Consider the following 23,903-nt stretch of genomic DNA (forward strand, 5'->3'; position numbering starts at 1 on the left):
GCGCACAAAACTCGCTCTGACATTTTAAACAGAGCACGGCTATACGCCCAAACTCTCGCAATGCGCCAGTGTTACTTTAGTATTTTTTCAAGCTCAGCCCATGTCTCATTTTTGGTTGGCACACCCATGCCGCCCTTTTGACTCTCAGCGTCACGGTTCAGTCGCGCAAATGCGACTTTTTTGCCGTCTTTTTCTGCCCAACCGACATACCAGCCAAACTGACGGCTGCGGTCGATTTTGCCCTGTGCATCACGTTCAAAACCCGATCCCGTCTTACCGTGAGCCTGCCAACCATTTTTAAGATTTTGCGTTGGCAGAATGGCCATAGTTTTTTCTGCAACACCAGCCGAAACAGGCAGCTTTCCGCCGAGTAATTTGCGCAGAAAAACAATTTGCTCATCCGGAGAAATCTTAAGCGATGAACTGATCCACGAACGCTGCATGCCATTGTTTTCGCCCGGATCGCCACTAAGGTCGCGATTACCGTAATCAATTTGATCGGTATATTTCTGGAAATTGTCTTTCCCGAGCTTGCGGGTCAGCTCCTGCGAGAACCAAACAACCGATTGATCCTGCCAATATGTCGGATCGACTGGTTGCTTCCACCCTTCACGCCAAGATGGATATTCTTTTTTATAGGGCCAGACCGGAGCATGCGCATCTTTGAGAATGCCGCTCCCAAAGCCCATTACTGCCAGAGGTACTTTGAAAGTCGATGCTGGGCTGACACGTGTGGCACAACCATCGCCCTCCTTTGTCAGCACTTTTCCGCTATCGGCTTCAACAACCAGCATACAAGCCATCGTCTTTTCAAACGCCTGCGCGTGCACAGCTGAAAGGGGCAAAAGCGCGAGCGAAGCAACCAACATACTGGCAAATTGGGCATGGGGTTTTGGCATCAAAACTCTCCTGTTATTCTTTGCCCGCAAACTATTTTAGCAATCATGGCAAAACGATAGCAAGAACGGCCCCATCCCCCGAATTTAACTGCGATTTTCTGAAAAGCTTCATTTGTCAACGCGACCTTGCACAGCTATCATGCTGTTATACGAAATCATTTTTTGGTGTTGGATGTCAGCTGATACGACGGAAAAAAAGGCAACGCGTGCGCCGCGTCGCCGTACTCCACCCCATGTTAAATCGCTTCGCGGTGTGAAAAACTGGAAGCAGGCCACCGAATGGCTAGCATGGCGCGACATCGAAGACATCGAATGCATCACACCTGATCAGGCGGGCGTTGCCCGTGGCAAAATGATGCCCTCTAAAAAGTTTACCTCAAATACGTCGCTGGCACTGCCTTCGGCTGTGTTTATGACCACGATTTCGGGTGACTACCCAGAAGATGGCCACGGCTTCCAATATCCGGAAGATGATGGCGATCTGCGACTTTTGCCCGATCTTTCAACCCTTTCCGCTGTGCCGTGGGAATCTGATGCAACGGCGCAGGTTATCTGCGATCTCGTTTATCAGGATGGACGTGCAGTAGAATTTACGCCGCGAAACGTGCTGCGCTCGGTCGTTGCTGCCTACAGCAAACGCGGCCTCAAGCCCGTCGTAGCACCGGAAATCGAATTCTATCTGGTGCGCAAAAACCCGGACCCGGATTATCCGTTGACACCACCTGTTGGACGTTCTGGCCGTGCAATTGGTGGCGGACAAGGTTATTCGATTGCAGGCGTCAACGAGTTCGACGAACTGATCGACGACATTTACCACTTCTCCGAAGGTCAGGGTCTCGAGATCGATACGCTGATCCATGAAGAAGGTGCAGCCCAGCTTGAAATCAACCTGCGCCACGGCGATCCGGTTGAACTGGCCGATCAGGTCTTCTTGTTCAAACGCACAATTCGCGAAGCGGCTCTCAAGCACGATATGTATGCAACCTTCATGGCCAAGCCTATTCAGGGCCAGCCGGGATCGGCCATGCATATCCACCAGTCAATCGTCGACAAGAAGACTGGGCGTAACATCTTCTCCAATGAAGACGGTACGGAAAGCGAAGCCTTCCGCCACTTCATCGGTGGCATGCAACGCCACGTTCCCAATGCGCTCGTCATGTTTGCGCCCTATGTGAATTCCTATCGTCGCCTGACGCCATCGGCTTCGGCACCCGTCAATGTGAAGTGGGGCTATGACAACCGTACGACCGCATTCCGCGTACCACGTTCTGAGCCGGGTGGTCGTCGCGTCGAAAACCGCATTCCATCGTCAGATGCAAACCCATATCTTGCGCTCGCCGCATCGCTGGCATGTGGTCTGATCGGCTTGGTGAACAAGATCGAGGCAGATCAACCCGCCTCGACCAGCGTCAACACCAAAGAAATTGATCTGCCACGTGGCCTGATTGATGCCGTGGAACTGTTTGAAAACGATCAGGAACTGCGGAACCTGTTTGGCAGTTCATTCGTCACGACTTACGCGGCAATCAAGCGTGCCGAGTTCGAAACTTTCATGGAAGTTATCAGCCCGTGGGAACGTGAGTTCCTGCTGCTCAACGTCTGACCGGTTCCAAATGCCCTATCAAAGCCCAATCTCGCCCGGCGTCTCCTGGTATGAAGCGAGCGTAGCGGAACGACCGCAATATCCCGAATTGGATGGCGCACGACAGGCGGATGTCGTCGTCATTGGTGGTGGTTATACCGGGCTTTCAGCGGCATATCATCTTGCAAAGCAGGGAGCCGATGTCGTTCTGATTGAGGCCGCCCGTTTTGGCGACGGCGCATCCGGGCGTAATGGTGGGCAGTTCGGAACAGGTCAGCGCACATGGGCCGAAGATCTCGAAAAGCAATATGGCTTTGAACGGGCCAAGGCACTGTTTGATGTTGCGGAAGAAGCCAAGGCGCATCTGCTTGGCTTTGCCCGCGAACATCATATCGATATGGAATATATGCCGGGTCAGATTTCTGCGGCACATAAACCACGATATTTAAAACACTACCGTGACCATGCGAAGCAGATGGCCACGCGGTTCAACTATCCCCATATTCGATATGTCGAGCGCGATGAAATGACCTCGCTTCTCGGCTCAAGTCGCTATCACGGTGGTGCCTATGATGCCGGCACCGGCCATATTCATCCGCTCAAATTGCTGATTGGCTTGGCGAGAGTTGCCGCAGAGGCTGGCGCACATATTTTTGAGAACACCAAAGCCACCAAAATAACCACAGCAAGCGGTCGCGTCCAAGTCGAAACGGCTCGTGGTACGATCTCAGCAAAGCACGCATTTCTCGCCGTCAATGCGCATGGCGGCAATTTAGAACCTACAAGTGCATCCCATGTCATGCCGATCCGCTCATTCATTGGCGCGACGGCCCCTTTGGGTGATAATAGCCCGATTATTCCTGGCGGAGAGTCGGTTGACGACTCCCGCTTTGTGGTGCGCTATTTCCGCAAATCAAAAGACGGACGTCTTTTGTTCGGTGGCCGTGAAGCCTATACAGCTGACAATCCACGAGACATCAGCGAGCATATCCGCAGACAGATCGCCGAAATCTACCCCGCACTCGACAAGGTCGAAATCACCCAGGCATGGGGTGGTTCGGTTGGCATCACCATGCCGCGACAACCCTATGTGCGCGAAGTGATGCCGGGCGTTATCGCGGCGGGCGGTTATTCCGGCCACGGCGTAATGCTCGCCAACTACATGGGCAGGCTTTATGCGGAAGCTATCAGCGGCAAGCGCGAGAAGTTCAAACTCTTTGAAGAGTTGCGCATTCCCGCCTTCCCCGGTGGACGCACGCTGCGAGCACCGCTGCTGTTTGTTGCACTATCATGGTACGCGCTGATGGATCGGGTATGACGTTTATCTCTTAAGAGACGCACCGTTATCTCGCATCCAGCAGGCAAGTGAATCAAGCGTATCGCGCAGGGTTTTGCCGAGCGAAGTCACCTCATATTCCACTCTTGGCGGCATTTCCGGATAAACAACACGCGTGATCAAACCGCGCGTTTCAAACAACCGCAACTGCCGCGTCAGCTCTTTCTGGGTGATCGGCGCGACAGCACGCTGCAATTCACCAAAACGTATGGGACCATCCGTAACGATCAAGCGATACAGGATCGGTATCGCCCATTTACCCGCGATAAGATTGACAAAATCCACCATCGGGCAGCGTGTGTCGGTCGACGCATTTTCGGACATGTCGCCCATAGGCCCGATCCTCAGATTAGAAAATTATTCCTTTAGTACCAAATTGGTGCCTACTATACATTAGATACTAATGGACACAATGTCCTTTCTCCCGGAAGCTAAATGCTTCGACTGCAGAAAGGTAAACTATGGGTCGTCTCGAAGGAAAATATGCACTTATCACAGGCGGTACGAGCGGTATCGGGCTTGAAACAGCCAGACAGTTCGCCCTTGAAGGGGCGACCGTGGCCATTACAGGCCGTAAGGCGGAAGGCCTGGAAGCGGCGGCTCGTGAGCTGCCTGACAGTGTTCTCAAAATACAAAGTGATTCAGGAGATGTCGCAGCACAGGAGCAGCTTGCAAAAATGCTTGCGGAACAGTGGCCGCGCCTGGATGCCCTTTACATCAATGCGGGCGACGTCACCCATAGCCCGCTGCATGACTTTTCCGAAGAAGCCTATGACCGCCTGATGGCGATCAATCTGAAAGGGCCATTCTTTCTCATCAAAGCGTTGCTACCACTTCTTGCCAATCCCTCATCTGTCATCCTGTGCGGATCGGCCAGCGCACATATCGGCTTGCCGCAAAGCAGTGTCTATGCTGCCAGCAAAGCCGGGCTTTTGTCGCTCGCGCGGACACTTTCAGGCGAGCTTGTTGATCGCGGCATCCGCGTGAACGGCCTCAGTCCCGGTCCGACGGAAACCCCGGCTTTTGGCAAGCTAGGACTAGCTGCCGCTGCAGAAGAAGCCTTACGTGCGGATATACACAAACTCGTGCCAATTGGACGAATGGGACGTCCCATTGAGCTTGCGAAAGCCGCAGTATTTCTCGCCTCTGATGAATCCACATTCGTCGTCGGATCAGAAATTCGAGTTGATGGCGGCGTGACTAACCTCTGACTAATCAAACCTGCAAGGTCGCATTCGTCCATTGACAATGCGGCCCGTCAGGAATAGCAAAGCACCATGATTAAAGCGCTCATCAACACTCGGTCTTATTACGCCCCGCTCATATAGCGGTGGTTTTGCTTTGTCATAGTTCAACCGCTGCATTGCCAGCGGTTTAGTTTGAAGACGGTGCCTCTGGCGATCCAGCCATTCAGAGGTCAGTCTGTGTCTTTCGACGAAAATCATCAGCATAAAAAAATCGGCATTATCGGCTTCGGTGCATTCGGGCAGCTCATCGCCCGTTACCTCAGCCCATATTACCGGCTGTATGCTTATGATCCTGTCGCAAGCCTAGATAATGTTGCTGGCGCGCTATCGGTAACACTTGCGACAATCGAAGATGCAGCCGGTTGCGACATCGTTATTCTGGCAACACCCGTATCAACTCTCGAAGGTGTTGTTAGAGCTATTGCGCCACATCTGCGGCCCGGCGCGCTGGTTATGGATGTTGGATCGGTGAAGGTTGGCCCGGCCAGTATCATGCTCAAGGGCCTGCCGGATCATGTAGATATTGTCGCCACGCATCCTCTGTTTGGCCCGCAAAGTGCACGCAATGGGATCGCTGGTCTGAAGATTGCCATTTGTCCGGTTCGCGGCACGCAAGCGCTTCGCATCGGCGCATTCTTGCGCAAGCAACTGGCGCTTGATGTAATTATGACAACACCCGAAGACCATGATCGCGATGCGGCCATGGTTCAGGGGCTCACGCATCTGATCGCAAAAGTGTTGGTGCAGATGGAGCCATTGCCAACGCGCATGACGACGAAGAGCTTCGATCTGATCATGCAGGCGGTCGGCATGGTGCGCCATGATGCACCGGAGGTTTTCCATGCAATAGAACGCGCAAACGACTTTGCCCCCATGGTGCGCCAGCGTTTTTTTGAGCTGGCGGCCACGCTTGAACAAACACTCAATGAAGCGCACTTATAAGGTTCTGCCAGCCAAAGCCTTATGATGCCAATCGTTTAGATGCGCGATTTCAGATTGCATATTCGTGATAAATTTCACAGCAATGTCATCTGTGTCGCCATCTGCCGATGATGCGTTTTCATCCAGCTGCACGGTTTTACCAATGGCTTTAAGTTCGGAAACAAGCTGATCGAGCGCCTCACCATGTGCTGCATATTCCGTTTCTACATCTGTGATAGAATAGGAGGTGATGGCATCACACAAGCGCTCCATCGACGTAATAACCGGATACCAGACAATGGCTTGCAAGCCAGCATGTGGTGGATCACCAAGTGTCTTCTGCAAGGTTGCTCGCATGTCAGCAAGTTTGCCATAAGCTAGCCTGCGTGCAGCAATGAGATTGACGGCTTCGTCTTTCACACCGGTCTTTTTTGAACTGTTCAGCACCTGCCCCAGATAGTGGACAATCGCCGTTCGCGCGGCAGTAAAACAGCGTTCAAAAGTCTCATATTTTCGCTTTGGCCAAACCAGATATCCGAAAAGAATTACAATTAAGCCGCCTGTCAGCGTATCAACGAAACGCCAAATAGCATAATTGGCTTCCTTTGTTTCGGGGCTGACATAGTCAATCAACACGAGAACAAGCGGCGTCAAAACCATTGCAAACAAGGCATAAGACTTCTGGATCGCCCACGGCATCAAAAAGGCAATGGCCGTCAGGACCACAACAAAGGTCACGCCAAGCGGCACGAAAATCAAGATCGCGGCACCGATCAGCACACCTGCACTGGTTCCGATGCAGCGCAATATCGTTCTTCCAAAAACAGAGCCCAGATCTGGGCGCATGACGATTACGATGGTCATCGGTATCCAGTACCAATGCGTCACCCGATCGATAAAATTAAATGACAGGCCAATTCCCAGACAAATCGCAAAGGCAAGGGCCGAAAGAATCGTGTCTTTGCCAACACTCATAATATCCACCGTCATGCGCAGTCGCTCAAAAAGCGGCGCAGTCTGCGGTGTTTGCACGTTCATGTTATCAAGAACAAAGGCGCGTTTATTCGTGATGCTTTCGGCGAGCTGCGCAACAGCATCGCCGATCCGCCCTTCATCAGTTTCGATCTGCTGTCGATCAATACTGCCTTTGGTGGCAAGCATGTCATGCATGAGAGCAAGATTGCTGGCAGCCTTTTTCAACACATCGATTTTATCTGTCCCAAGAACCAGCGTGAATAAAGCATCTGCCTTATGGACAATTGCAGCCGTTTGCTCGCTCTGCGGGCTAGCTCCCCAAGCATTGAATCGTGTCTCCAACATCATCTGATAGAGTGAATCAAGAAGAGTCGTCACCTGCTCTCGGTCCGCTTCGACCATCTTGCCATCAGACCGCGCCTGCGCCAGCTTTTGCAGTGCACTTAACAGCTTTATCAGGAGTTTCCGCCGAGGGGAGTTTCCGCTGAAAAGCGCTTCAATTCCCAGCATAAGCGCATAAAAAGCCGAACCGAGAATAAAGAAACCTGCCAGCGGAATGAACGATTTAATATCCGGATTGCACAAAGCAATTGTCCCGAACATCAAAATCATCATGCAACCCGAAGACAGCACGCTGCTATGAAAGCTGATGATGGTCGAGAAAAATGCGAGAACCATCATAATGCCGATAATGGCAATCCATGGCAGAAAGCCCAGATATCCAAGCAGCAGCCCTATGGCACCGCAAAGTGCCGAAATAGCAATTTTAAGAAATGTGAATTGATAAGCCTCATCGCGTTCACCGGGCGCCTGTGTCAAAGATCCCATAGAAACAAACAGCGATTCAGCTACATGTCCGGTCGCGATGCCTATTGCCAGCGGTAAACCAACGCCAATTCCAGCACGTATTGATCGCCCCCACACCCATTTTGCAGGTTTGAATGCCAGAAGCTGCTTCAACCAATCTCTGTTGGCGTGACTGGCGGAGGTGTGCTGCATCTAAACTCGCTTGGTCTTGATTGAACTTTCAAATGAATAAGGCACATTGCAACTTAGACATATGAAATACTTATTGCGACCCTAAAAGGCATGGTCATAAAAGTAATTTCCCCGAACAATGCGAGATCAAGCACATGAACCGCGACACACTTTTCCTTCTGACGCCGGGCTTTGAAGATCCAGCCTATCCGGGCCAGACATTTTACTGCGAGCATTGTGCGCTTATGGAAGGCGTGCTCGCTTCCTTTCCACAGCTCGGCAAAAACCTCGACATCAAGCGTATCGCCTGGCCAAGACCACGACATGACGTGATCGCGCTTGTGGGTGAAGAAAACCAATCTTTACCTTTGCTGATATTGACGAAAGGCCAGCATTCGGTCCATCAGACAGGCGAATATGAAGGCAATGCATTTGTTTCCGACAAGGATGCGATTATGGCAGTGCTTTCCGAGCGGCACGGTTTCCCCAATCCGCATCCCTGAACGAAAGTCCTCGCCATGAGCGGCAAAATATTGATCAGCGCCTGCCTCGCAGGACATCCGGTCCGTTACAACGGATCGGCAAAGCCGCTCAATCATCCGCTGATCGAGCAGTGGCGTTCTGAAGGTCGGCTGGTCAGCGTTTGTCCGGAACTCATGGCCGGGTTCAGCGTACCGCGCCCATCGGCAGAAATTGCCGAAGGCAGCAATGGCGCAGCGGTGCTTGCTGGCGAAGGCCGGGTGATTGAGGAAAACGGCAAGGATGTTACCGCACAATTCGTCGCTGGCGCTCGTGCGGCGCTCGCCGTTGCCCGCGCAAATGACTGCCGCTTTGCGCTGCTGATTGATGGCAGCCCATCCTGCGGCAGTCGCCTGATCTATGATGGCAATTTTGCCGGACAAAAACATTCAGGCGCGGGTGTTACCGCAACGCTTCTGCGCAGCAATGGCATAGAGGTCTTTTCAGATACGGAAATCGAAGCACTCGGCGCACGCATTTGTGACCAGTAACTTCAAACTCCCTCTTTCCTTTTTCCGTTTTCGCTCCATCTTAGCTCTCCTGCCGACTCGGCAATTTTTAAAGGACGATGGGTGCTACCCTTCATGAACCTGTCTCAAAGGTTTGATCATATTCCTCGTCCGAACATCGAGCGGCACTAAACGAGATTTCAGATTGAGTGACGCGCATCAATGTGCGCTCATCCCCAACCACAACAAGGAGCAACCTCATGGTCGTTAAAGCCTATGGTGCTTATGCCGGTGACAAGCCACTTGAACCGATCGACATTACCCGCCGCGATCCGGGTGCAGACGATGTTCAGATCGCAATCGCTTATTGCGGCGTCTGCCATTCCGATCTCCATCAGGTGCGCTCGGAATGGGGCGGCACGGTCTATCCTTGCGTTCCCGGCCACGAAATCGTCGGCCATGTCACAGCTGTTGGCGCAAATGTCAGCAAGTTTAAAGTTGGCGATACAGTCGGCGTCGGCTGCATGGTCGACAGCTGCCAGCATTGCTATGCCTGCGATGACGGACTGGAACAATATTGCGAACATGGCTTCACGGGCACCTATAATTCGCCAACGTCAGACGCACCCGGCCACACGCTGGGCGGCTATTCGCAGCAGATCGTTGTGAAGGACAAGTTCGTCCTCAAGATCAGCCATCCGAAAGAACAGCTTGCAGCGGTTGCACCGCTGCTCTGCGCAGGCATCACGACATGGTCGCCTCTGCGTCACTGGCGCGTTGGTCCGGGCATGAAGGTGGGTATCGTCGGCATCGGTGGCCTCGGGCATATGGGCATCAAGCTTGCACATGCGCTCGGCGCTCACACGGTCGCTTTCACCACATCCGAAAGCAAGCGTGAAGACGCAAAAGCGCTCGGTGCGGACGAAGTGATCGTATCGCGCAACGAAGAAGAGATGAAAGCTCATGCCAATAGCTTTGACTTCATTCTCAACACTGTTGCAGCCAGCCACAATCTTGATGCCTTCACGCAGCTTCTGAAGCGTGACGGCACTTTGACGCTCGTTGGCGTGCCTGAACATGCGCATCCATCGCCAAGCGTGGCTGCGCTGATCTTCAAGCGCCGTTCGATTGCTGGTTCGCTTATCGGAGGCATTGCTGAAACGCAGGAAATGCTCGATTTCTGTGCTGAAAAAGGCATCGTTTCCGATATCGAAATGATCGCGATCCAGAACATCGAAAATGCATATGAACGTATGCAGAAGAGCGATGTGAAGTATCGCTTTGTCATCGACAGCGCGACCCTCGCACCATAATGAACTAAAAACGGCCCGGTTAATTCGGGCCGTTTTTTGTTGCTAAAACACTTGAGATTCGGGCTCTGTCGTGCCGAAAATGGTGCATTCTGAGAACCGGAGCGGAGTGTACTTAAAGGTACATGAGCACCGGAAGCGCAAGAAGGTGACATTTGCAGGCCGACAGAGCCCGAATATCAATTGTTTTAAACAGGGATTTCGGAGACCTGCTTAACCGTCTGGCTTGGAACGTCAGTTTTCAGGCTTTGCACGCCTTTGATACGGCTAAGATGCTCTGACTGAAACCGGCGATAGTCTTCAATATCCGCTGCTACAACGCGGATCATTGCATCGAAATCGCCGAGCATGAAATAACATTCAACCACCTGCGGCAGCTTGAGGATCGCTTTGGCAAATGTTTGCAGCGTTTCTTCGTCCTGCTGGTCAAGGCGAATACGCACAAAGAAGGTCAGCCCTTTGCCGATCTTGGCTGGATTAAGCACCGCAACATAGCGATCAATCACACCCGCCTCTTCCAAAAGCCGAACGCGGCGCAAACACGGCGACGGCGACAGCCCCACCTCCCGCGCCAGATCGTTGTTCGCAATTCGGCCATTGCGCTGAAGCACGCGAAGAATCCGTCGATCGATGTCATCCAGCTTCATTGGCTCTCAATTCCATTTCTGCAAATATTATTAGCACTCTGTGCCAAATATTGATGCATGAGAGCGATCTTTGCAACCCGATTGCGCGAGACATTGGCTACATTGCCCATCGATCAAGCAGATCACGCAATGCATGAGGGGCAGCCTAAAGGCCCGCCAACGGAATTTATATGGATATTTCGCAAGACTACGCACCGCAGAAAAGCAAGACTGCACGCAACTCGGGGTTTCGCCGGGGTGCCGTTGCAGGCTTTCCAGTTCTGCTAGGCATCATCCCCTATGCGGTGGTTCTGGGTGCGCTTGCGACGCAAAAAGGGCTGAGCATTGTTGAAGTCCCATTGATGACTGGCCTCAACTTTGCGGGCGGCTCTGAATTTGCAGCCATCCAGCTCTGGACGTCCCCGCCGCATATTCTGCTAATCGCCGCGATTACGTTTCTGGTCAACAGTCGCCATCTGCTGATGGGCGCAGCACTTGCTCCCTTCATCCGCCATCTGCCGAAGCGCAAAGCCTTCGCAACACTGTTTCTGATGTGTGATGAAAGCTGGGCTATCGGGATTGCTGATGCCAGACGCCGCAAGGCCAAAGGTATCAATCCTGCTCTCAGCCTGAAATTCTATGCTGGTGTTGCGGTGCCGTTCTACGTCGCATGGGTATTTTTCACTACGCTCGGCGCTGCCTTTGGCCCAATGATGGGCGATCTGCGTCCCTATGGATTTGACATGGCCTTCCCGGCCGTCTTCCTCGTACTGCTGGCAGGCATGTGGAAAGGTGTTGCCGCTGCACGCCCATGGCTCGTCAGCCTTGTTGTTGCAGCCGTTACTTACCTCACCATTCCCGGCGCGTGGTATGTCGCAGCCGGTGCGATTTCCGGCCTGATTGCAGCTTATGTTCTTGCAGGTGACGACAATGATTGATCCATTAGCAGTTGCAGCAATCGTTCTGATGGCAGGCGTAACATATCTCACACGCATCGGCGGATATATTCTTCTGCGCAATCGCACACTCAGCAAGCGCGCAACAGCCGTAATGGAAGCTGCACCCGGCTGTGTACTAATTTCGGTTATTGCGCCTGATTTCGTATCCGACAAACCGGCTGATCTCGCAGCGCTTGCGATCACCATTCTTGCTGCAACGCGTTTTTCGATGCTGCCAACCGTCATCATCGGTATCTGCTCGGCGGGCTTTTTCCGCTATCTGATGGGCTAATTCTTTTTCGATAATTCGCCCAAAATCCATTCGCGAAATGCACGGATTTTGGGCATATTCTTTCGTGCTTTTGGATAAACCAACCAGTAAGCCTGTCCATCATCGCAAAGAAGATCAAAAGGCTGGATCAGTTGGCCTGATGCCAGTTCTGCTTCGTGAAAAGCAGGCGTCAGGATACCAACGCCCTGCCCGGCAGCTGCGGCTCGACCTTCCAGATGCTGCGCACCATAACGGCTAAATGCATTTCCCTGTATTTTTGGATCTTCGATTCCAGCTGCTTCATACCAGATCTTCCACCATGGGTCGGTGGGATCAACGGCACGAAGGCGCAACAAATCCGCAGGCTCTTTAATACCTCCAACCGACTCTATGAGCATAGGACTAAGCATTGGCGAGAACTGCGCTTTGATAAGCTCATGCGCGTCGAGTTCCGGCCAGTCGCCTCTGCCACTTCGAATGGCCATGTCTATATTCGAGGTCGAAAAATCGATCATATCGTTGGATGTATCAAGCCTGACAGCCAGTGACGGATGCTGCATCTGGAACGATCCCAGCCGCTGTACCAGCCAGTTGGCTGCAAACGTCACCACAGCGCTGATTGTCAACACGCCCTGCGTATCTTCACGCGCAGAGGCAAATGCCGTGCGCATTGTTTCAAAGGCTTCGTTGATCGCAGGTGCCAAACGCTTGCCCAGTTCGGTCAACTCCACCTGTCGTGGTTTGCGCAGAAAAAGCGGTGCGCCGACACGCTCTTCCAGTAATTTTATCTGATAGCTGACGGCAGCTTGCGTCATTCCCAGCTCTTCCGCTGCACGCGTGAAACTTGCGTGGCGGGAGGCGGATTCAAAAACGCGAATGGCTGAGAGCGGCGGCAGAGTTTTCGACATAGTGCATAAGTTCTCCTTATGTATCATAATCGACGTTCAATTGGAAAACAACGCGTTATTCAGTCATAAGCATAGGCAGAATTTAATCGACAGCCGAACTTCCCACTCGGCTTTAAACTAAGAAAAATAGAGACCGACCATGCGTGATGTTGAGATCAGCTCATCAGCGATTGTTTCCGCTTGCCCTGAAAAAATAACGCCTTTTAGTCTTCGTGCGTGGATTGCACGCTTTTTCAGGGCAAAGCCAAGCCCTTACATCATCAGCGAACATTCGCCGGAATATCTACTGCGCGATGTGGGCATCAAAGAGGGACGACCATCCCGTTTTAACCGTGATGGTCACAAGCTTCCCGAATGGTGAAAGTGGTTTGCTTTAACGCATTATCCTACGCATCGCAGCAGGAAAAGAAATCAGTCCGGCGAACTGATTTTCCTGCGGAGGCGCTTCGCACTTTTGCTGGTAATGCTTTAACCACTAACCACCGCAAAGCCACGCGCTTTCAAACCGCGCCGGTCTTCGCGCAGATTATCAATCAGGCGCGACCGGCTGCCTCCCAGATGCGATGTCATCAAAGCTATCGCTTTTGAAGCATCGCCTTCTCTTACCGCATCCAGAATTGCGTGATGCTGTTGCCATGCCCGCGCCAGCGCATCCACATCGCGCACTTCAAGCCAGCGCGCCCGAGAAAGCCGCTGCATGGCATCGCGAACACCACGACTCAGGAACTCATTGCCTGAAAGTCGTGCGAGTTCTATGTGAAAGTCCATGCCCACACGATGCCATTCCTCGCGTGTGCTCGTCGCATCACAACTGTTGAGCATCTCAGCAACTGCCTCGACGCCACTACGATCTTCCATCGCGCAGGTGACATTGAGGGCAGCAATCTCCAACGCCTCGCGATAAACGCCGATCTGTTCAATCTCCGCCAGATTAATCGGTGACACGGTCCACCCGCGCCCTTCCCGCCCGACAAGCCCTTCCGCCTCAAGACGTAAGAGTGCAGCGCGGATCGGCGTTCGAGACGCATTGAACTGCGCTTCAATTGCACGCTCGGTCAATCGCTCGCCCGGCCCCAACTCAAGTCCGAGGATCATATCGCGAAGCTGCTCTTCGACTTGACGCATCTGTGACATTGTACCCTCAATAATTCTAGCAAGCGGCCAATTGACAAGCCGCGGCGACAAGCGCATGTGTGTATTCCATTTTGGTATCCCAAAATGGAATACAATGCAATCATACATAAAACTAACGGAACACAGCATGAGCACCCAGCACGCCACAAGCGGCGGCAAGGCCACAATCAACGCGGATGCGCAGAGCGCTACCGCCGCAGATGAAACCCATGAACGCTACTGGAAGCAGAACCTGCTTATCTGCCTCGTCGGATCGTTCACCACCCTTGTTGCTATGTCGCTGCTTCTACCGTTCCTACCACTTTATGTGGCGCAGCTGGGCGTAGTTGACGAAGCTGCTATCGTGCAATGGTCTGGTATCGCTTATGGCGCAACCTTTCTCGCGGCCGCTATTGTGGCTCCGTTCTGGGGTAAGCTCGGCGACCTTTATGGCCGCAAGCTGATGCTGATCCGCGCCAGCCTTGGCATGGCGATTGCCATGTCGTTGATGGGGATGGTGACTGACATATGGCAGTTGGTAGCGCTGCGCCTGTTTGTAGGCATCGCGGGCGGTTATTCATCGGGTTCGATGATTCTCGTTGCAACCCAGACGCCAAAGAACAAAACCGGCTGGGCGCTGGGTGCATTGTCTGCTGGCATTATGGGCGGCAATCTGGCTGGCCCGTTGCTGGGCGGCGCGTTGCCGCCTTTGATCGGTATCCGTGCAACCTTCTGGTTGGCTGGCAGCGTGATCTTTCTGACTTTTCTTGCGACAACATTTCTGATCCGCGAAGACCGCAAACCGCCCAAACGCAACAAAGGACAGAAGAAACAATCGATATGGGCAGCAATTCCAGACCGCAGACCGGTCATTGCAATGCTGGCTACCGGCATGTTGCTGATGTTCGCCAATATGTCGATTGAGCCGATCATAACCGTCTATGTGATGCAACTGATGGACGACCAAGCCAAGGTCACCCTGATTTCAGGTGTCGTGATGGCTGCGGCAGCACTCGGCAGCATACTGTCTGCCTCGCGTCTTGGCCGTCTCGCAGATCGTATCGGCCATACCCGCGTTATCACTGGCGCTTTGGCAATTGCCGCATTGCTGTTGATACCACAAGCTTTCGTAACCGAAGCATGGCAACTCATCGGCCTGCGTTTTCTGATGGGCTTGGCACTCGGCGGCCTTTTACCCTGCATCAGCAGTGTCATCCGGCACAATGTCCCTGATCGCGTTGCGGGTAGTGTGCTTGGTCTTTCTGTTTCGGCGCAATATGTCGGTCAGGTTGCGGGTCCTGTCGCTGGCGGCTTTGTCGGCGGACGCATTGGAATGCCAGCCGTCTTCATCGGCACATGCATATTGATGGCGATGGGCGCGCTTTATAACTGGATGGTTTGGCGCCGGGCTTCACAGAACTGACGTATGGTGGAAATAGGTACACCCATCAATTGAGTCCCTTTTGAAAGCCTAACATGACATTCCAACCATTCGCGCCCTTCGATGCACTGGCAGAACAGCTTCTGCCGCATGCGCTGGAGGCAAAAGCCGACGGCTCGCATGATCTGTCCCACATTGCGCGCGTATGGAAAAATGCTGCTGCGATCCAAAAGTCAGAAGGTGGCGACGCGGAAATACTCTTCGCCGCCGCCCTGCTCCATGATTGCGTCAGCGTCGAAAAGAATTCGCCGGATCGTCATCGCGCATCAGGACTGGCCGCAGAAAAAGCGTCCAATCTCCTGCGTGAGCTTGGATGGAATGAAGAACGTATTGCCGCCACCGCTCATGTGATCGAGGCGCACAGCTTTTCGGCCAATATCGAGACGCGCACGCTTGAGGCAAAGATATTGCAGGATGCAGACCGGCTGGATGCGATTGGCGTGATTGGTGCCGCGCGCTGCTTTTACATTACAGGGCGCATGGGCAGCGCACTTTACGATAGCACCGATCCGATGGCCGAAAACCGTCCCTTGGATGATAAAATCTATGCTCTGGATCACTTCCGCACCAAGCTTTTCAAACTTGCCTCCGGCTTCAAAACTGAAACCGGAAGCCAGATGGCGGTGGCACGCCATGAAAAACTGGAAGCCATATTCAATGACTTCCTGAGCGAAGCTGGTTATTAGAGCGCATACCGAAAAGTGCGGAGCGCCTTCGCGGGGAAATCAGTCCACTGGACTGATTTCTACCCCCGCTACGATCGGAACAAGATGCGCGGAAGTGCAAATAAATAGAGCATTTCCAACGATTCAATAAGAACCGGAAATGCTCTAAATCGAGTAACCGCCATCAACACTGAGCGCCGTTCCCGTCACCATTGATGATGCGTCCGATGCCAAGAAAAGTGCGGCTTCCGCCACATCTTCTGGCTTGGAGAAACGGCCAAGTGGAATGGTGGCTTTCAGGTTTTTGCGCGCCTGCGGGGTATCTTCTGCCAAGAACATCCCCAACGCCTCGCTATCACTTTCTGCGGGGCAGATGCAATTGACGCGGATATTCTTATCAGCCAATTCCAGTGCCATCGCCTTGGTCGCGCTCACGACCCAGCCTTTGGAGGCCGCAAACCATGTCAGCCCCTTGCGCGGACGGTTAGCCATAGCTGATGCCGTATTGATAATCACGCCACTACCCTGATGCTCCATAATCGGCGCAACCAGCAGTGTGGAATAATAAATCGCCTTCATATTGACCGCGTTGATGAGATCGAAATTATGTTCATCCACATCCATCAGCGGCATGTTGCGATGCGTGAAGCCAGCATTATTGACCATAATGTCAATGCGTCCGAACTTGTCGAAAGCCGCTCGTGCCAGCCGTTCCACATCGTCTTTGCGCGACACATCCGCCTGAACAGACAATGCATTCTCGCCAATATCGGCTACCTCGTCCTCAAGACGCCTTACATTGACATCTGCCAGCACGACTTTTGCGCCTTCGGCTGCAAAACGGCGCGCTATGGCAGAACCGAAACCCGATCCTGCACCCGTGATAATCGCAACCTTATCTTGCAGCCTTTTCATGTCATTCTCCTTTTGCGGATGCGCGATATGATCCGCCCGTCAAATCAGTAAACTTTCTTCTGCACAGATGTGTTCTGGCATAAATATGGCTCTATGTTGAACATGCCATCTGTGCATATGCAGTTAACTAAACGGCAAAGACAGCTGTAATTGGCAACATTCGCGAGAATGTTACATTGGAGTGTTGAATTTAAATCGATTAGATTATAGACAAAGGATGCACGAAAATCGCAATCTGCTATGAGCGAAGTGATTTGCGTCAGAATTGGAAGAGAGCAATATATGACCAGCCAGATAATACCGGTAGAGCCCTTCGATTGCATCGTTTTTGGTGGCTCCGGCGATCTTGCCGAACGCAAACTGATTCCTGCGCTGTATCAGCGTCAGCGTGCGGGTCAGCTCAGTGAGCCAACGCGCATCATTGGTGCATCGCGCAGTGCGATGACCGATGAGGAATATCGCAAGTTCGCGCGCGATGCGATCAACGAACACGTCAAGCCTGCCGAAATTGACGCCAAGGAAGTCGAGACTTTTATTGCTCGCCTTTCCTATGTTGCCGTCGATGCAAAATCAGAAGACGGCTGGGCTGCTCTGAAAGAAGCGATTGGCAAAAAACCTGAAAAGATTCGCGCTTTCTATCTGGCCGTTAGCCCAACACTGTTTGGCGACATTGCCAGCCGTTTGAAATCACACGGCCTGATCACCCGCGACACGCGCATCATTGTTGAAAAGCCTATTGGCCGCGATCTCGAATCCGCCAATGTACTCAACGACACAATCGGCAGCGTTTTCCGCGAAGATCAGATTTTCCGTATCGACCATTATCTCGGCAAAGAAACCGTTCAGAACCTTATGGCTCTGCGCTTTGCCAATGCGCTTTATGAGCCACTGTGGAATTCTGCACATATCGACCATGTCCAGATCACGGTTGCGGAAGAAGTTGGTCTCGAAGGCCGCGCCGGATACTACAACACCGCTGGCGCGCTGCGCGATATGGTACAGAACCATATTCTCCAGCTTCTCTGCCTCGTCGCCATGGAACCACCATCGTCGCTCGAAGCCGATGCCGTGCATGACGAAAAGGTCAAGGTGCTGCGTTCGTTGAAGCCTATCACCACTGCCAATGTCGAAGATGTGACGGTTCGCGGCCAGTATCGCGCCGGTGCATCGGCAGGTGGCCCAGTTAAGGGTTATCTCGACGATCTCGGCAGTGATGACAGCAACACGGAAACTTTCGTTGCCCTGAAAGCCGAAATCGACAATTGGCGCTGGGCTGGCGTTCCATTCTACATGCGCACAGGCAAGCGTCTTGCTTCGCGCGTTTCGGAAATTGTCGTCACCTTCAAGCCAATCCCGCATTCGATCTTTGGCGATAATGCAGGCAAGGTCGTGGCCAACCAGCTCGTCATCCGTTTGCAGCCTGATGAAGGTGTGAAACAGTGGCTGATGATCAAGGATCCGGGTCCGGGCGGCATGCGTCTGCGTCACGTTCCACTCGACATGAGCTTCGCCGAGTCGTTCAATGAACGTAACCCGGATGCCTATGAACGCTTGATTATGGACGTTGTGCGCGGCAATCAGACGCTGTTCATGCGTCGTGATGAAGTGGAAGCAGCATGGCGCTGGGTTGACCCAATTCTGAAGGGTTGGGATGTCAACAACCAGCAGGTTCAGGGCTATACGTCAGGCACTTGGGGTCCATCCTCGTCAATCGCTCTTATCGAGCGCGACGGTCGGACCTGGCACGAAAGCTGAAAATGCTGAGACCGGAGACGTTGACAGACATTTCCGGATCAGTCTTTGTGCCAAAAAAGAAAGAACGAGCGCGAATATCCAATGAGATTGCGCCCGTTCTGGACGTATGGACTTGAAAGGTACGGCATGAGCATCGAACGGCACGATTTTACCAGCGGGACAGAACTAGCGCAGTCGCTCTCTGAAGCAATTGCGGACAAGCTGTCGAGCGCTATCGCTGAGCGGGGACATGCGACAATCGCTGTTTCCGGCGGCACAACGCCGCTTAAGCTGTTCGATATTTTGTCGCGCAAGATGATCGACTGGACGCTTGTGACCATCACGCTTGTTGATGAACGCTTCGTGGCTCCGACCAATGAGCGCTCGAACGAGAAGCTGGTGCGCGATCACCTGCTGCGCGACCATGCAGGTGTTGCGAAATTTGTCGGCCTTTATAATCCGGCAGCAACGGCTGAAACTGCTGCTCTTGCTGCAGCTAACCGCATTGACGCGCTGCATCGTCCGTTTGATGTTGTTGTACTTGGCATGGGCAATGATGGCCACACGGCTTCGTTCTTCCCGAATGCCGACAGGCTCGATCAGGCAATCGATCCAAAGACCAAAGCTGTGGTTCTTCCAATTCATGCAGAAGGTGCTGGCGAAAAGCGTCTGACACTGACTTTGCCGCTGCTGGTGGAAGCAGACATGCTGGTTCTGCATATCGAAGGTGCCGCTAAACAGGCGACGCTTGAGAAAGCACTGGCAGGCGACGACGAAAAGGAAATGCCGGTTCGCGCCGTATTCCGTCACGCGCGCAAGCCGATACAACTCTACTGGACGAGCTAACAGTCTCAATAAAGACGCAGTTTGCGTTTGGGACTGTCGGCGTTAAACTGAGCCACAGGCAAGCCTGAAATTATTTCACAGGTGATACCCATGACGACGCAAACTGCGCATACCCGCATCAAGGCCATCACTGAGCGTATCGTTGAACGCTCAAAACCCACCCGCGAAGCCTATCTCGGACGTGTGCGTGAGGCGGCTTCCCGTAAGCCGCACCGCTCGGTGCTTGGCTGCGCCAATCTCGCGCACGGCTTTGCAGCCTGTGGCCCGAATGACAAGGCTGCGCTGACCGCCGACGTTGTTCCAAATCTTGGCATTATCACCGCTTATAACGATATGCTCTCGGCTCATCAGCCGTTTGAAGCCTATCCGGAACTGATCCGCGCAGCCGCACGCGAAGCTGGCGGCGTTGCGCAAGTTGCAGGTGGCGTGCCTGCCATGTGCGATGGTGTCACGCAGGGCTTTGCCGGCATGGAACTCTCGCTGTTCTCGCGAGAAGTTATTGCCATGGCAGCCGCTGTCGGCCTGTCACACGATATGTTCGATGCTGCCGTTTATCTCGGCGTCTGCGACAAGATCGTACCGGGCTTGATCATCGGCGCGCTGACTTTCGGTCATCTGCCAGCAGTTTTCATTCCGGCAGGTCCAATGACAAGCGGACTACCGAATGACGAAAAGGCAAAGACCCGCCAGCTTTATGCCGAAGGCAAGGTTGGTCGTGCCGAATTGCTGGAATCGGAATCAAAATCCTATCACGGCCCCGGCACCTGCACATTCTATGGCACGGCCAACTCCAATCAGATGCTTATGGAGATCATGGGGCTACATCTGCCCGGCTCGTCCTTCATCAATCCCGGCACACCCTTGCGCGATGCCCTCACCCGCGAAGCGGCAAAACGCGCGCTGGCCATTACAGCTTGTGGCAATGAATATACGCCGGTTGGGGAAATGATCGACGAGCGCTCTTTCGTCAATGGCATTATCGGGTTGAACGCCACCGGCGGATCGACCAATCACACTATCCATCTCATCGCCATGGCGGCGGCTGCGGGCATCAAGCTCACATGGAAAGATATTTCTGAAATATCTGATGTTGTGCCGCTTTTGGCACGCGTCTATCCAAACGGCCTTGCCGATGTGAATCATTTTCATGCAGCTGGCGGAATGGGCTTTCTCATCCGCGAATTGCTTGACGGGGGCATTCTGCACGAAGATGTGCGAACTGTCTGGGGCGAAGGTCTACGCCCTTATGCCATTGAACCGAAACTTGGCGAGAATGGCACGGTTATTCGTGAACCGGTTCCTGAAAAGAGCGGCGACGACAAGGTTTTGGCCAAAATCGGCGCACCCTTCCAGCCGAGCGGCGGCATCAAAGTTCTGACCGGCAATATCGGCAATGCTATCATCAAGGTTTCCGCAGTGAAGCCCGACCGTCATGTTATCGAAGCACCTGCCAAAGTTTTCAACGATCAGGCTGAATTGCAGGCGGCTTTTAAGGCTGGCGATCTGACGGGTGATTTTATCGCCGTCGTCCGCTATCAGGGACCGAAAGCCAATGGTATGCCCGAACTGCATAAGCTGATGACTGTGCTTGGCATTTTGCAGGATCGCGGACAGCGTGTAGCCCTTGTCACCGATGGTCGTCTTTCAGGCGCATCTGGCAAAGTGCCATCTGCCATTCACGTGACACCGGAAGCGCTCGACGGTGGCGCCATTGGAAAAATCCGCAATGGCGATATTATCCGGCTCGATGCAGTAAATGGCACATTAGGCGTACTTATAAACAACGCGCTTCTGGATGAGCGGATTGAGCGCTGCCCTGATCTATCGGCCAATGAACATGGCATGGGTCGCGAGCTTTTCCGCGCCTTCCGCAACATCGCCGGACGGGCTGATGAAGGCGCATCGGTGTTTTGAGATAAAGACATGCTTCTAATTGAAAGGCCGCATGATACATGCGGCCTTTCTTTTATTTTCAGAATACTGGCTTTTCGAAGCCAACGCTGCGGCAAGCAGCTGTTAACGTGTTCGCCATCAGCATTGCGATGGTCATCGGACCCACGCCACCCGGAACCGGCGTGATGGCGCCAGCCACCTTTTCCGCATCCGCAAAATCAACATCGCCAACCAGACGCGTCTTGCCTTCGCCCTTTTCAGGCGCAGGAATGCGATTGATACCGACGTCAATTATAGTAGCGCCCGGCTTCACCCAATCAGCCTTAACCATCTGCGGACGGCCAACAGCTGCCACCAGAATATCGGCTGTACGCGCAATCGCGGAGAGGTCTTTGGTGCGGCTATGCGCAACAGTAACTGTTGCATTAGCAGCAAGCAGAAGGTTGAACATCGGCTTGCCGACTATATTGGAACGGCCAATCACAACAGCATTAAGACCCGACAGATCACGACCGTGAACGCGCTCAATCATGATCATCGCGCCTGCTGGCGTGCATGGAACGAAAGCCGTATCGACTTCGCCGGTGCCAAGCTTGCCAACATTGATGAAATGGAAGCCATCAACGTCTTTTTCCGGCGCAATCGTCTGGATCACACGGCCTGAATCGATGTGCTTTGGGAGCGGCAGCTGCACGAGAATACCGTGAATAGCTGGGTCGTTGTTTAGGCTATCGATCAGATCAAGAAGTTCCTGCTCGGAAGCATCCTCGGCCAAATCGTGCTGCACGGAAACGAAACCGCACTCCTTAGCCTTCTTGCCTTTAGAAGTAACATAGACCTGACTTGCTGGGTCTTCACCGACAATCACCACAGCGATGCCAGGGACAACGCCGGTCGCAGCCACGAGCTTTTCGGTCTCACGCTTCACCGTTGAAACCACATCCTCGGCGAGCTTCTTGCCATCGATCAATTGGGCCATATTGAGTGCTCCGATCTAACAGACGATGCCTTGGGATACACCGCCTTCGTCCTAAAGACATGCCAATAAGCGTCATCAGCGACGATGACAATCTCTAAGCGGCAAGTTTCAGGATAAAGTCGCAAAATGCCGAAGCGTGAAGGCGATTTCATAGAGCAGCGCAACTGTCACAAACACCGCGTGATAGCGCCGGTTATCAGTGAATATGGCCACAAGGCTGGCCGCTATCAACAATGCAATACGAACGGGATATTCGAAGCCGTAGAGATAGTAATGGTCCATACCTTTCAGCAAAGTATCAACAACATCAGCGACATAGAGCAGTGCCAAAATGCCGAAGAACCATTTTCGCCGAGAGATGAAATAGTCACGATAGCCGGTATATTCCCCCATACTGTCAGGGAACAGCAGAGTGCAAAGCAGGAAATAAAGCCCGGCATAGAAAATTACAAAGAAGTAGATTTCGAAGGTCCAGAGGTGGATCGTGCGAAGGCTAAATTCAAACCACCAGAAATGGATGACCGACAGAAGAATAAAAGCGACCCACGCAATATGCACCGGATAGATATTCTGTTTGCCCGGATGCTGAATAAAACGCGCAAGCCCCGTCAGAAGGCGTGAAACGCTAAGGCCAAGTATGATCCCGATGATAATGCGGACATGCGTGAAAGCTTCCGCGGGCGGCACGCCGGTTGTTAACAACGGATCCATTGTTTCCCTCTTAGTTCAATTATTAGTTATTCTGTTTTAAAAACCTTATATTTCAATAAACAACTAAGTATAAAAACACGACGCCAACTTGCGTCAGCGTCGTTCACAACCCGATATCGACAAACAGTCGACTTAGTTAATCGAACCAAGGAAACCTGACCAGTTTTCCGACCAGTTTGCGCGGCTTTTTTCATCAGCAGAGCGGATATTACAGGTCTGCAAATCGCTTTCAGGAATATCCTGATGCGTCTTTTCACACACCCAAACATCGCTATTGTCAGGAACTGTCGACGCTACGAGACTAACGATTTTGTTGTCTTTAATACCAAGAAGAATATCGAAATCGCTCTCTTCATTGTTGAAAGCCCATGAGCAATATTCGTCAAAGTCTGGGCGATTTTCGTCAGGCTTGCCGCAAGCCTTGTCGTGATCAGGAGCCAGCTTGTCCATAAAGGCCTTGCCTGCGGGCGAGGAAATGACAAGATCGGCATCAGAGAGCTTGCTGATCTCTTTTACTGCCCACTCAGGACTATTTGGTGTTTCAGCAACTGCTGCACCTGCGGCCAAAACACCAGCTGCCATTGCAGCCACACGCACGATTTGGAAAGCTTTTCCCAGCATTCGCTCACCTTTTAAAGCAATGATTT

Annotated in this window: 25 protein-coding genes; 15 read left to right on the top strand and 10 right to left on the bottom strand. The window is 52.8% G+C overall.

The features are described 5' to 3' along the window. Positions 1 to 71: 71 nt before the first annotated feature. Entirely contained in the window at positions 72 to 899 is an 828-nt protein-coding gene (gene blaOXA, locus WH356_RS07840; RefSeq protein ID WP_339509635.1) for a class D beta-lactamase, read from the bottom strand. A gap of 172 nt (positions 900 to 1,071) precedes the next feature. Between blaOXA and WH356_RS07845 the strand changes: the two genes are divergently transcribed. After that, entirely contained in the window at positions 1,072 to 2,502 is a 1,431-nt protein-coding gene (locus tag WH356_RS07845; protein WP_339509636.1) for a glutamine synthetase family protein, read from the top strand. Between the two features lie 10 nt (positions 2,503 to 2,512). Next, complete coding sequence (locus WH356_RS07850; RefSeq protein ID WP_339509637.1) at positions 2,513 to 3,799, top strand: NAD(P)/FAD-dependent oxidoreductase; 1,287 nt, start codon at positions 2,513 to 2,515, stop codon at positions 3,797 to 3,799. A 3-nt stretch (positions 3,800 to 3,802) separates the two neighbouring features. Here the strand turns inward: WH356_RS07850 and WH356_RS07855 are convergent, their stop codons facing one another. Further along, complete coding sequence (locus tag WH356_RS07855) at positions 3,803 to 4,150, bottom strand: winged helix-turn-helix transcriptional regulator (protein WP_339509638.1); 348 nt, start codon at positions 4,148 to 4,150, stop codon at positions 3,803 to 3,805. Positions 4,151 to 4,278: 128 nt separating this feature from the next. Here WH356_RS07855 and WH356_RS07860 point away from each other — a divergent pair, with 128 nt between their 5' ends. Next, positions 4,279 to 5,028, top strand: a complete 750-nt coding sequence (locus tag WH356_RS07860; protein ID WP_339509639.1) for an SDR family oxidoreductase — start codon at positions 4,279 to 4,281, stop codon at positions 5,026 to 5,028. Positions 5,029 to 5,241: 213 nt separating this feature from the next. Next, entirely contained in the window at positions 5,242 to 6,006 is a 765-nt protein-coding gene (locus tag WH356_RS07865) for a prephenate dehydrogenase (RefSeq protein WP_339509640.1), read from the top strand. Here WH356_RS07865 and WH356_RS07870 read toward each other — a convergent pair. Beyond that, positions 6,001 to 7,959: an FUSC family protein gene (locus WH356_RS07870; RefSeq protein ID WP_339509641.1), complete on the bottom strand. Its 1,959-nt coding sequence runs from the start codon at positions 7,957 to 7,959 to the stop codon at positions 6,001 to 6,003. The genes WH356_RS07865 and WH356_RS07870 overlap by 6 nt on opposite strands. 134 nt (positions 7,960 to 8,093) lie before the next feature. On the opposite strand from WH356_RS07870, the gene WH356_RS07875 reads away from it, so the two are divergent. The 3 genes from WH356_RS07875 to WH356_RS07885 all read left to right on the top strand — a co-directional run bounded on the left by WH356_RS07875 (position 8,094) and on the right by WH356_RS07885 (position 10,219). Then, a complete protein-coding gene (locus WH356_RS07875; protein ID WP_339509642.1) occupies positions 8,094 to 8,441 on the top strand; it encodes a DUF3088 domain-containing protein in 348 nt (115 codons plus the stop codon). Between the two features lie 15 nt (positions 8,442 to 8,456). Then, positions 8,457 to 8,948 carry a DUF523 domain-containing protein gene (locus tag WH356_RS07880; protein WP_339509643.1) on the top strand — a complete coding sequence of 164 codons (492 nt, stop codon included), beginning with the start codon at positions 8,457 to 8,459 and terminating at the stop codon, positions 8,946 to 8,948. Positions 8,949 to 9,166: 218 nt separating this feature from the next. Beyond that, on the top strand, positions 9,167 to 10,219 hold the full coding sequence (locus WH356_RS07885) for an NAD(P)-dependent alcohol dehydrogenase (protein WP_339509644.1): 1,053 nt from the start codon (positions 9,167 to 9,169) through the stop codon (positions 10,217 to 10,219). A gap of 185 nt (positions 10,220 to 10,404) precedes the next feature. Here WH356_RS07885 and WH356_RS07890 read toward each other — a convergent pair whose 3' ends face one another. Continuing rightward, a complete protein-coding gene (locus WH356_RS07890) occupies positions 10,405 to 10,863 on the bottom strand; it encodes an Lrp/AsnC family transcriptional regulator (protein WP_094508151.1) in 459 nt (152 codons plus the stop codon). A 170-nt stretch (positions 10,864 to 11,033) separates the two neighbouring features. Between WH356_RS07890 and WH356_RS07895 the strand changes: the two genes are divergently transcribed. Both WH356_RS07895 and WH356_RS07900 read left to right on the top strand, forming a co-directional pair. Further along, complete coding sequence (locus WH356_RS07895) at positions 11,034 to 11,780, top strand: AzlC family ABC transporter permease (protein WP_339509645.1); 747 nt, start codon at positions 11,034 to 11,036, stop codon at positions 11,778 to 11,780. After that, the gene (locus tag WH356_RS07900) at positions 11,773 to 12,072 is read left to right on the top strand and encodes an AzlD family protein (protein ID WP_094508155.1); all 300 of its coding nucleotides are present in this window, start codon (positions 11,773 to 11,775) and stop codon (positions 12,070 to 12,072) included. Before WH356_RS07895 ends, WH356_RS07900 begins: the two co-directional genes overlap by 8 nt. Here WH356_RS07900 and WH356_RS07905 read toward each other — a convergent pair. Beyond that, positions 12,069 to 12,959 carry a LysR substrate-binding domain-containing protein gene (locus tag WH356_RS07905; RefSeq protein WP_339509646.1) on the bottom strand — a complete coding sequence of 297 codons (891 nt, stop codon included), beginning with the start codon at positions 12,957 to 12,959 and terminating at the stop codon, positions 12,069 to 12,071. The genes WH356_RS07900 and WH356_RS07905 overlap by 4 nt on opposite strands. 139 nt (positions 12,960 to 13,098) lie before the next feature. Between WH356_RS07905 and WH356_RS07910 the strand changes: the two genes are divergently transcribed. Next, positions 13,099 to 13,320 (top strand): hypothetical protein, encoded by a 222-nt coding sequence (locus WH356_RS07910; protein WP_339509647.1) that lies wholly within the window; start codon positions 13,099 to 13,101, stop codon positions 13,318 to 13,320. Positions 13,321 to 13,427: 107 nt separating this feature from the next. On the opposite strand, the gene WH356_RS07915 is transcribed toward WH356_RS07910, so the two are convergent. Then, positions 13,428 to 14,093 (bottom strand): GntR family transcriptional regulator, encoded by a 666-nt coding sequence (locus WH356_RS07915; protein WP_339509648.1) that lies wholly within the window; start codon positions 14,091 to 14,093, stop codon positions 13,428 to 13,430. 94 nt (positions 14,094 to 14,187) lie between these two features. Here WH356_RS07915 and WH356_RS07920 point away from each other — a divergent pair, with 94 nt between their 5' ends. Together WH356_RS07920 and WH356_RS07925 are read left to right on the top strand one after the other, a co-directional pair. Beyond that, positions 14,188 to 15,495 (top strand): multidrug efflux MFS transporter, encoded by a 1,308-nt coding sequence (locus WH356_RS07920; protein WP_445253646.1) that lies wholly within the window; start codon positions 14,188 to 14,190, stop codon positions 15,493 to 15,495. A gap of 53 nt (positions 15,496 to 15,548) precedes the next feature. After that, positions 15,549 to 16,199 (top strand): HD domain-containing protein, encoded by a 651-nt coding sequence (locus WH356_RS07925; RefSeq protein WP_339509650.1) that lies wholly within the window; start codon positions 15,549 to 15,551, stop codon positions 16,197 to 16,199. 144 nt (positions 16,200 to 16,343) lie between these two features. Here WH356_RS07925 and WH356_RS07930 read toward each other — a convergent pair whose 3' ends face one another. Next, the gene (locus tag WH356_RS07930) at positions 16,344 to 17,093 is read right to left on the bottom strand and encodes a glucose 1-dehydrogenase (protein ID WP_339509651.1); all 750 of its coding nucleotides are present in this window, start codon (positions 17,091 to 17,093) and stop codon (positions 16,344 to 16,346) included. 282 nt (positions 17,094 to 17,375) lie between these two features. On the opposite strand from WH356_RS07930, the gene zwf reads away from it, so the two are divergent. The 3 genes from zwf (at position 17,376) to edd (ending at position 21,587) form a co-directional block, all read left to right on the top strand. Next, positions 17,376 to 18,848, top strand: coding sequence for a glucose-6-phosphate dehydrogenase (zwf, locus tag WH356_RS07935; protein WP_339509652.1), 1,473 nt, complete (start codon positions 17,376 to 17,378; stop codon positions 18,846 to 18,848). 126 nt (positions 18,849 to 18,974) lie between these two features. Next, positions 18,975 to 19,673 (top strand): 6-phosphogluconolactonase, encoded by a 699-nt coding sequence (pgl, locus tag WH356_RS07940; protein ID WP_339509653.1) that lies wholly within the window; start codon positions 18,975 to 18,977, stop codon positions 19,671 to 19,673. A gap of 90 nt (positions 19,674 to 19,763) precedes the next feature. Then, a complete protein-coding gene (gene edd, locus WH356_RS07945) occupies positions 19,764 to 21,587 on the top strand; it encodes a phosphogluconate dehydratase (protein ID WP_339509654.1) in 1,824 nt (607 codons plus the stop codon). Between the two features lie 58 nt (positions 21,588 to 21,645). Here the strand turns inward: edd and folD are convergent, their stop codons facing one another. The 3 genes from folD to WH356_RS07960 all read right to left on the bottom strand — a co-directional run bounded on the left by folD (position 21,646) and on the right by WH356_RS07960 (position 23,877). Further along, the gene (gene folD / locus WH356_RS07950) at positions 21,646 to 22,545 is read right to left on the bottom strand and encodes a bifunctional methylenetetrahydrofolate dehydrogenase/methenyltetrahydrofolate cyclohydrolase FolD (RefSeq protein WP_339509655.1); all 900 of its coding nucleotides are present in this window, start codon (positions 22,543 to 22,545) and stop codon (positions 21,646 to 21,648) included. Between the two features lie 108 nt (positions 22,546 to 22,653). Then, positions 22,654 to 23,256 carry a hypothetical protein gene (locus WH356_RS07955; RefSeq protein WP_339509656.1) on the bottom strand — a complete coding sequence of 201 codons (603 nt, stop codon included), beginning with the start codon at positions 23,254 to 23,256 and terminating at the stop codon, positions 22,654 to 22,656. 132 nt (positions 23,257 to 23,388) lie between these two features. Beyond that, positions 23,389 to 23,877, bottom strand: a complete 489-nt coding sequence (locus WH356_RS07960) for a hypothetical protein (RefSeq protein ID WP_339509657.1) — start codon at positions 23,875 to 23,877, stop codon at positions 23,389 to 23,391. Positions 23,878 to 23,903: the final 26 nt, after the last annotated feature.

This window comes from Ochrobactrum sp. MYb379 (assembly GCF_037479515.1).
GTDB lineage: Bacteria > Pseudomonadota > Alphaproteobacteria > Rhizobiales > Rhizobiaceae > Brucella.

Excerpts from the sequence above, each read along its gene's own strand:
- WH356_RS07930 (WP_339509651.1), bottom strand. The coding sequence starts at position 17,093 with ATGAAAAGGCTGCAAGATAAGGTTGCGATTATCACGGGTGCAGGATCG.
- edd (WP_339509654.1), top strand. The coding sequence starts at position 19,764 with ATGACGACGCAAACTGCGCATACCCGCATCAAGGCCATCACTGAGCGT.
- WH356_RS07875 (WP_339509642.1), top strand. The coding sequence starts at position 8,094 with ATGAACCGCGACACACTTTTCCTTCTGACGCCGGGCTTTGAAGATCCA.
- WH356_RS07920 (WP_445253646.1), top strand. The coding sequence starts at position 14,188 with ATGCAATCATACATAAAACTAACGGAACACAGCATGAGCACCCAGCAC.
- pgl (WP_339509653.1), top strand. The coding sequence starts at position 18,975 with ATGAGCATCGAACGGCACGATTTTACCAGCGGGACAGAACTAGCGCAG.
- WH356_RS07960 (WP_339509657.1), bottom strand. The coding sequence starts at position 23,877 with ATGCTGGGAAAAGCTTTCCAAATCGTGCGTGTGGCTGCAATGGCAGCT.
- WH356_RS07855 (WP_339509638.1), bottom strand. The coding sequence starts at position 4,150 with ATGGGCGACATGTCCGAAAATGCGTCGACCGACACACGCTGCCCGATG.
- WH356_RS07860 (WP_339509639.1), top strand. The coding sequence starts at position 4,279 with ATGGGTCGTCTCGAAGGAAAATATGCACTTATCACAGGCGGTACGAGC.
- zwf (WP_339509652.1), top strand. The coding sequence starts at position 17,376 with ATGACCAGCCAGATAATACCGGTAGAGCCCTTCGATTGCATCGTTTTT.
- WH356_RS07885 (WP_339509644.1), top strand. The coding sequence starts at position 9,167 with ATGGTCGTTAAAGCCTATGGTGCTTATGCCGGTGACAAGCCACTTGAA.
- WH356_RS07955 (WP_339509656.1), bottom strand. The coding sequence starts at position 23,256 with ATGGATCCGTTGTTAACAACCGGCGTGCCGCCCGCGGAAGCTTTCACG.
- WH356_RS07890 (WP_094508151.1), bottom strand. The coding sequence starts at position 10,863 with ATGAAGCTGGATGACATCGATCGACGGATTCTTCGCGTGCTTCAGCGC.
- blaOXA (WP_339509635.1), bottom strand. The coding sequence starts at position 899 with ATGCCAAAACCCCATGCCCAATTTGCCAGTATGTTGGTTGCTTCGCTC.
- WH356_RS07845 (WP_339509636.1), top strand. The coding sequence starts at position 1,072 with ATGTCAGCTGATACGACGGAAAAAAAGGCAACGCGTGCGCCGCGTCGC.
- folD (WP_339509655.1), bottom strand. The coding sequence starts at position 22,545 with ATGGCCCAATTGATCGATGGCAAGAAGCTCGCCGAGGATGTGGTTTCA.
- WH356_RS07850 (WP_339509637.1), top strand. The coding sequence starts at position 2,513 with ATGCCCTATCAAAGCCCAATCTCGCCCGGCGTCTCCTGGTATGAAGCG.
- WH356_RS07925 (WP_339509650.1), top strand. The coding sequence starts at position 15,549 with ATGACATTCCAACCATTCGCGCCCTTCGATGCACTGGCAGAACAGCTT.
- WH356_RS07900 (WP_094508155.1), top strand. The coding sequence starts at position 11,773 with ATGATTGATCCATTAGCAGTTGCAGCAATCGTTCTGATGGCAGGCGTA.
- WH356_RS07905 (WP_339509646.1), bottom strand. The coding sequence starts at position 12,959 with ATGTCGAAAACTCTGCCGCCGCTCTCAGCCATTCGCGTTTTTGAATCC.
- WH356_RS07910 (WP_339509647.1), top strand. The coding sequence starts at position 13,099 with ATGCGTGATGTTGAGATCAGCTCATCAGCGATTGTTTCCGCTTGCCCT.
- WH356_RS07880 (WP_339509643.1), top strand. The coding sequence starts at position 8,457 with ATGAGCGGCAAAATATTGATCAGCGCCTGCCTCGCAGGACATCCGGTC.
- WH356_RS07895 (WP_339509645.1), top strand. The coding sequence starts at position 11,034 with ATGGATATTTCGCAAGACTACGCACCGCAGAAAAGCAAGACTGCACGC.
- WH356_RS07870 (WP_339509641.1), bottom strand. The coding sequence starts at position 7,959 with ATGCAGCACACCTCCGCCAGTCACGCCAACAGAGATTGGTTGAAGCAG.
- WH356_RS07915 (WP_339509648.1), bottom strand. The coding sequence starts at position 14,093 with ATGTCACAGATGCGTCAAGTCGAAGAGCAGCTTCGCGATATGATCCTC.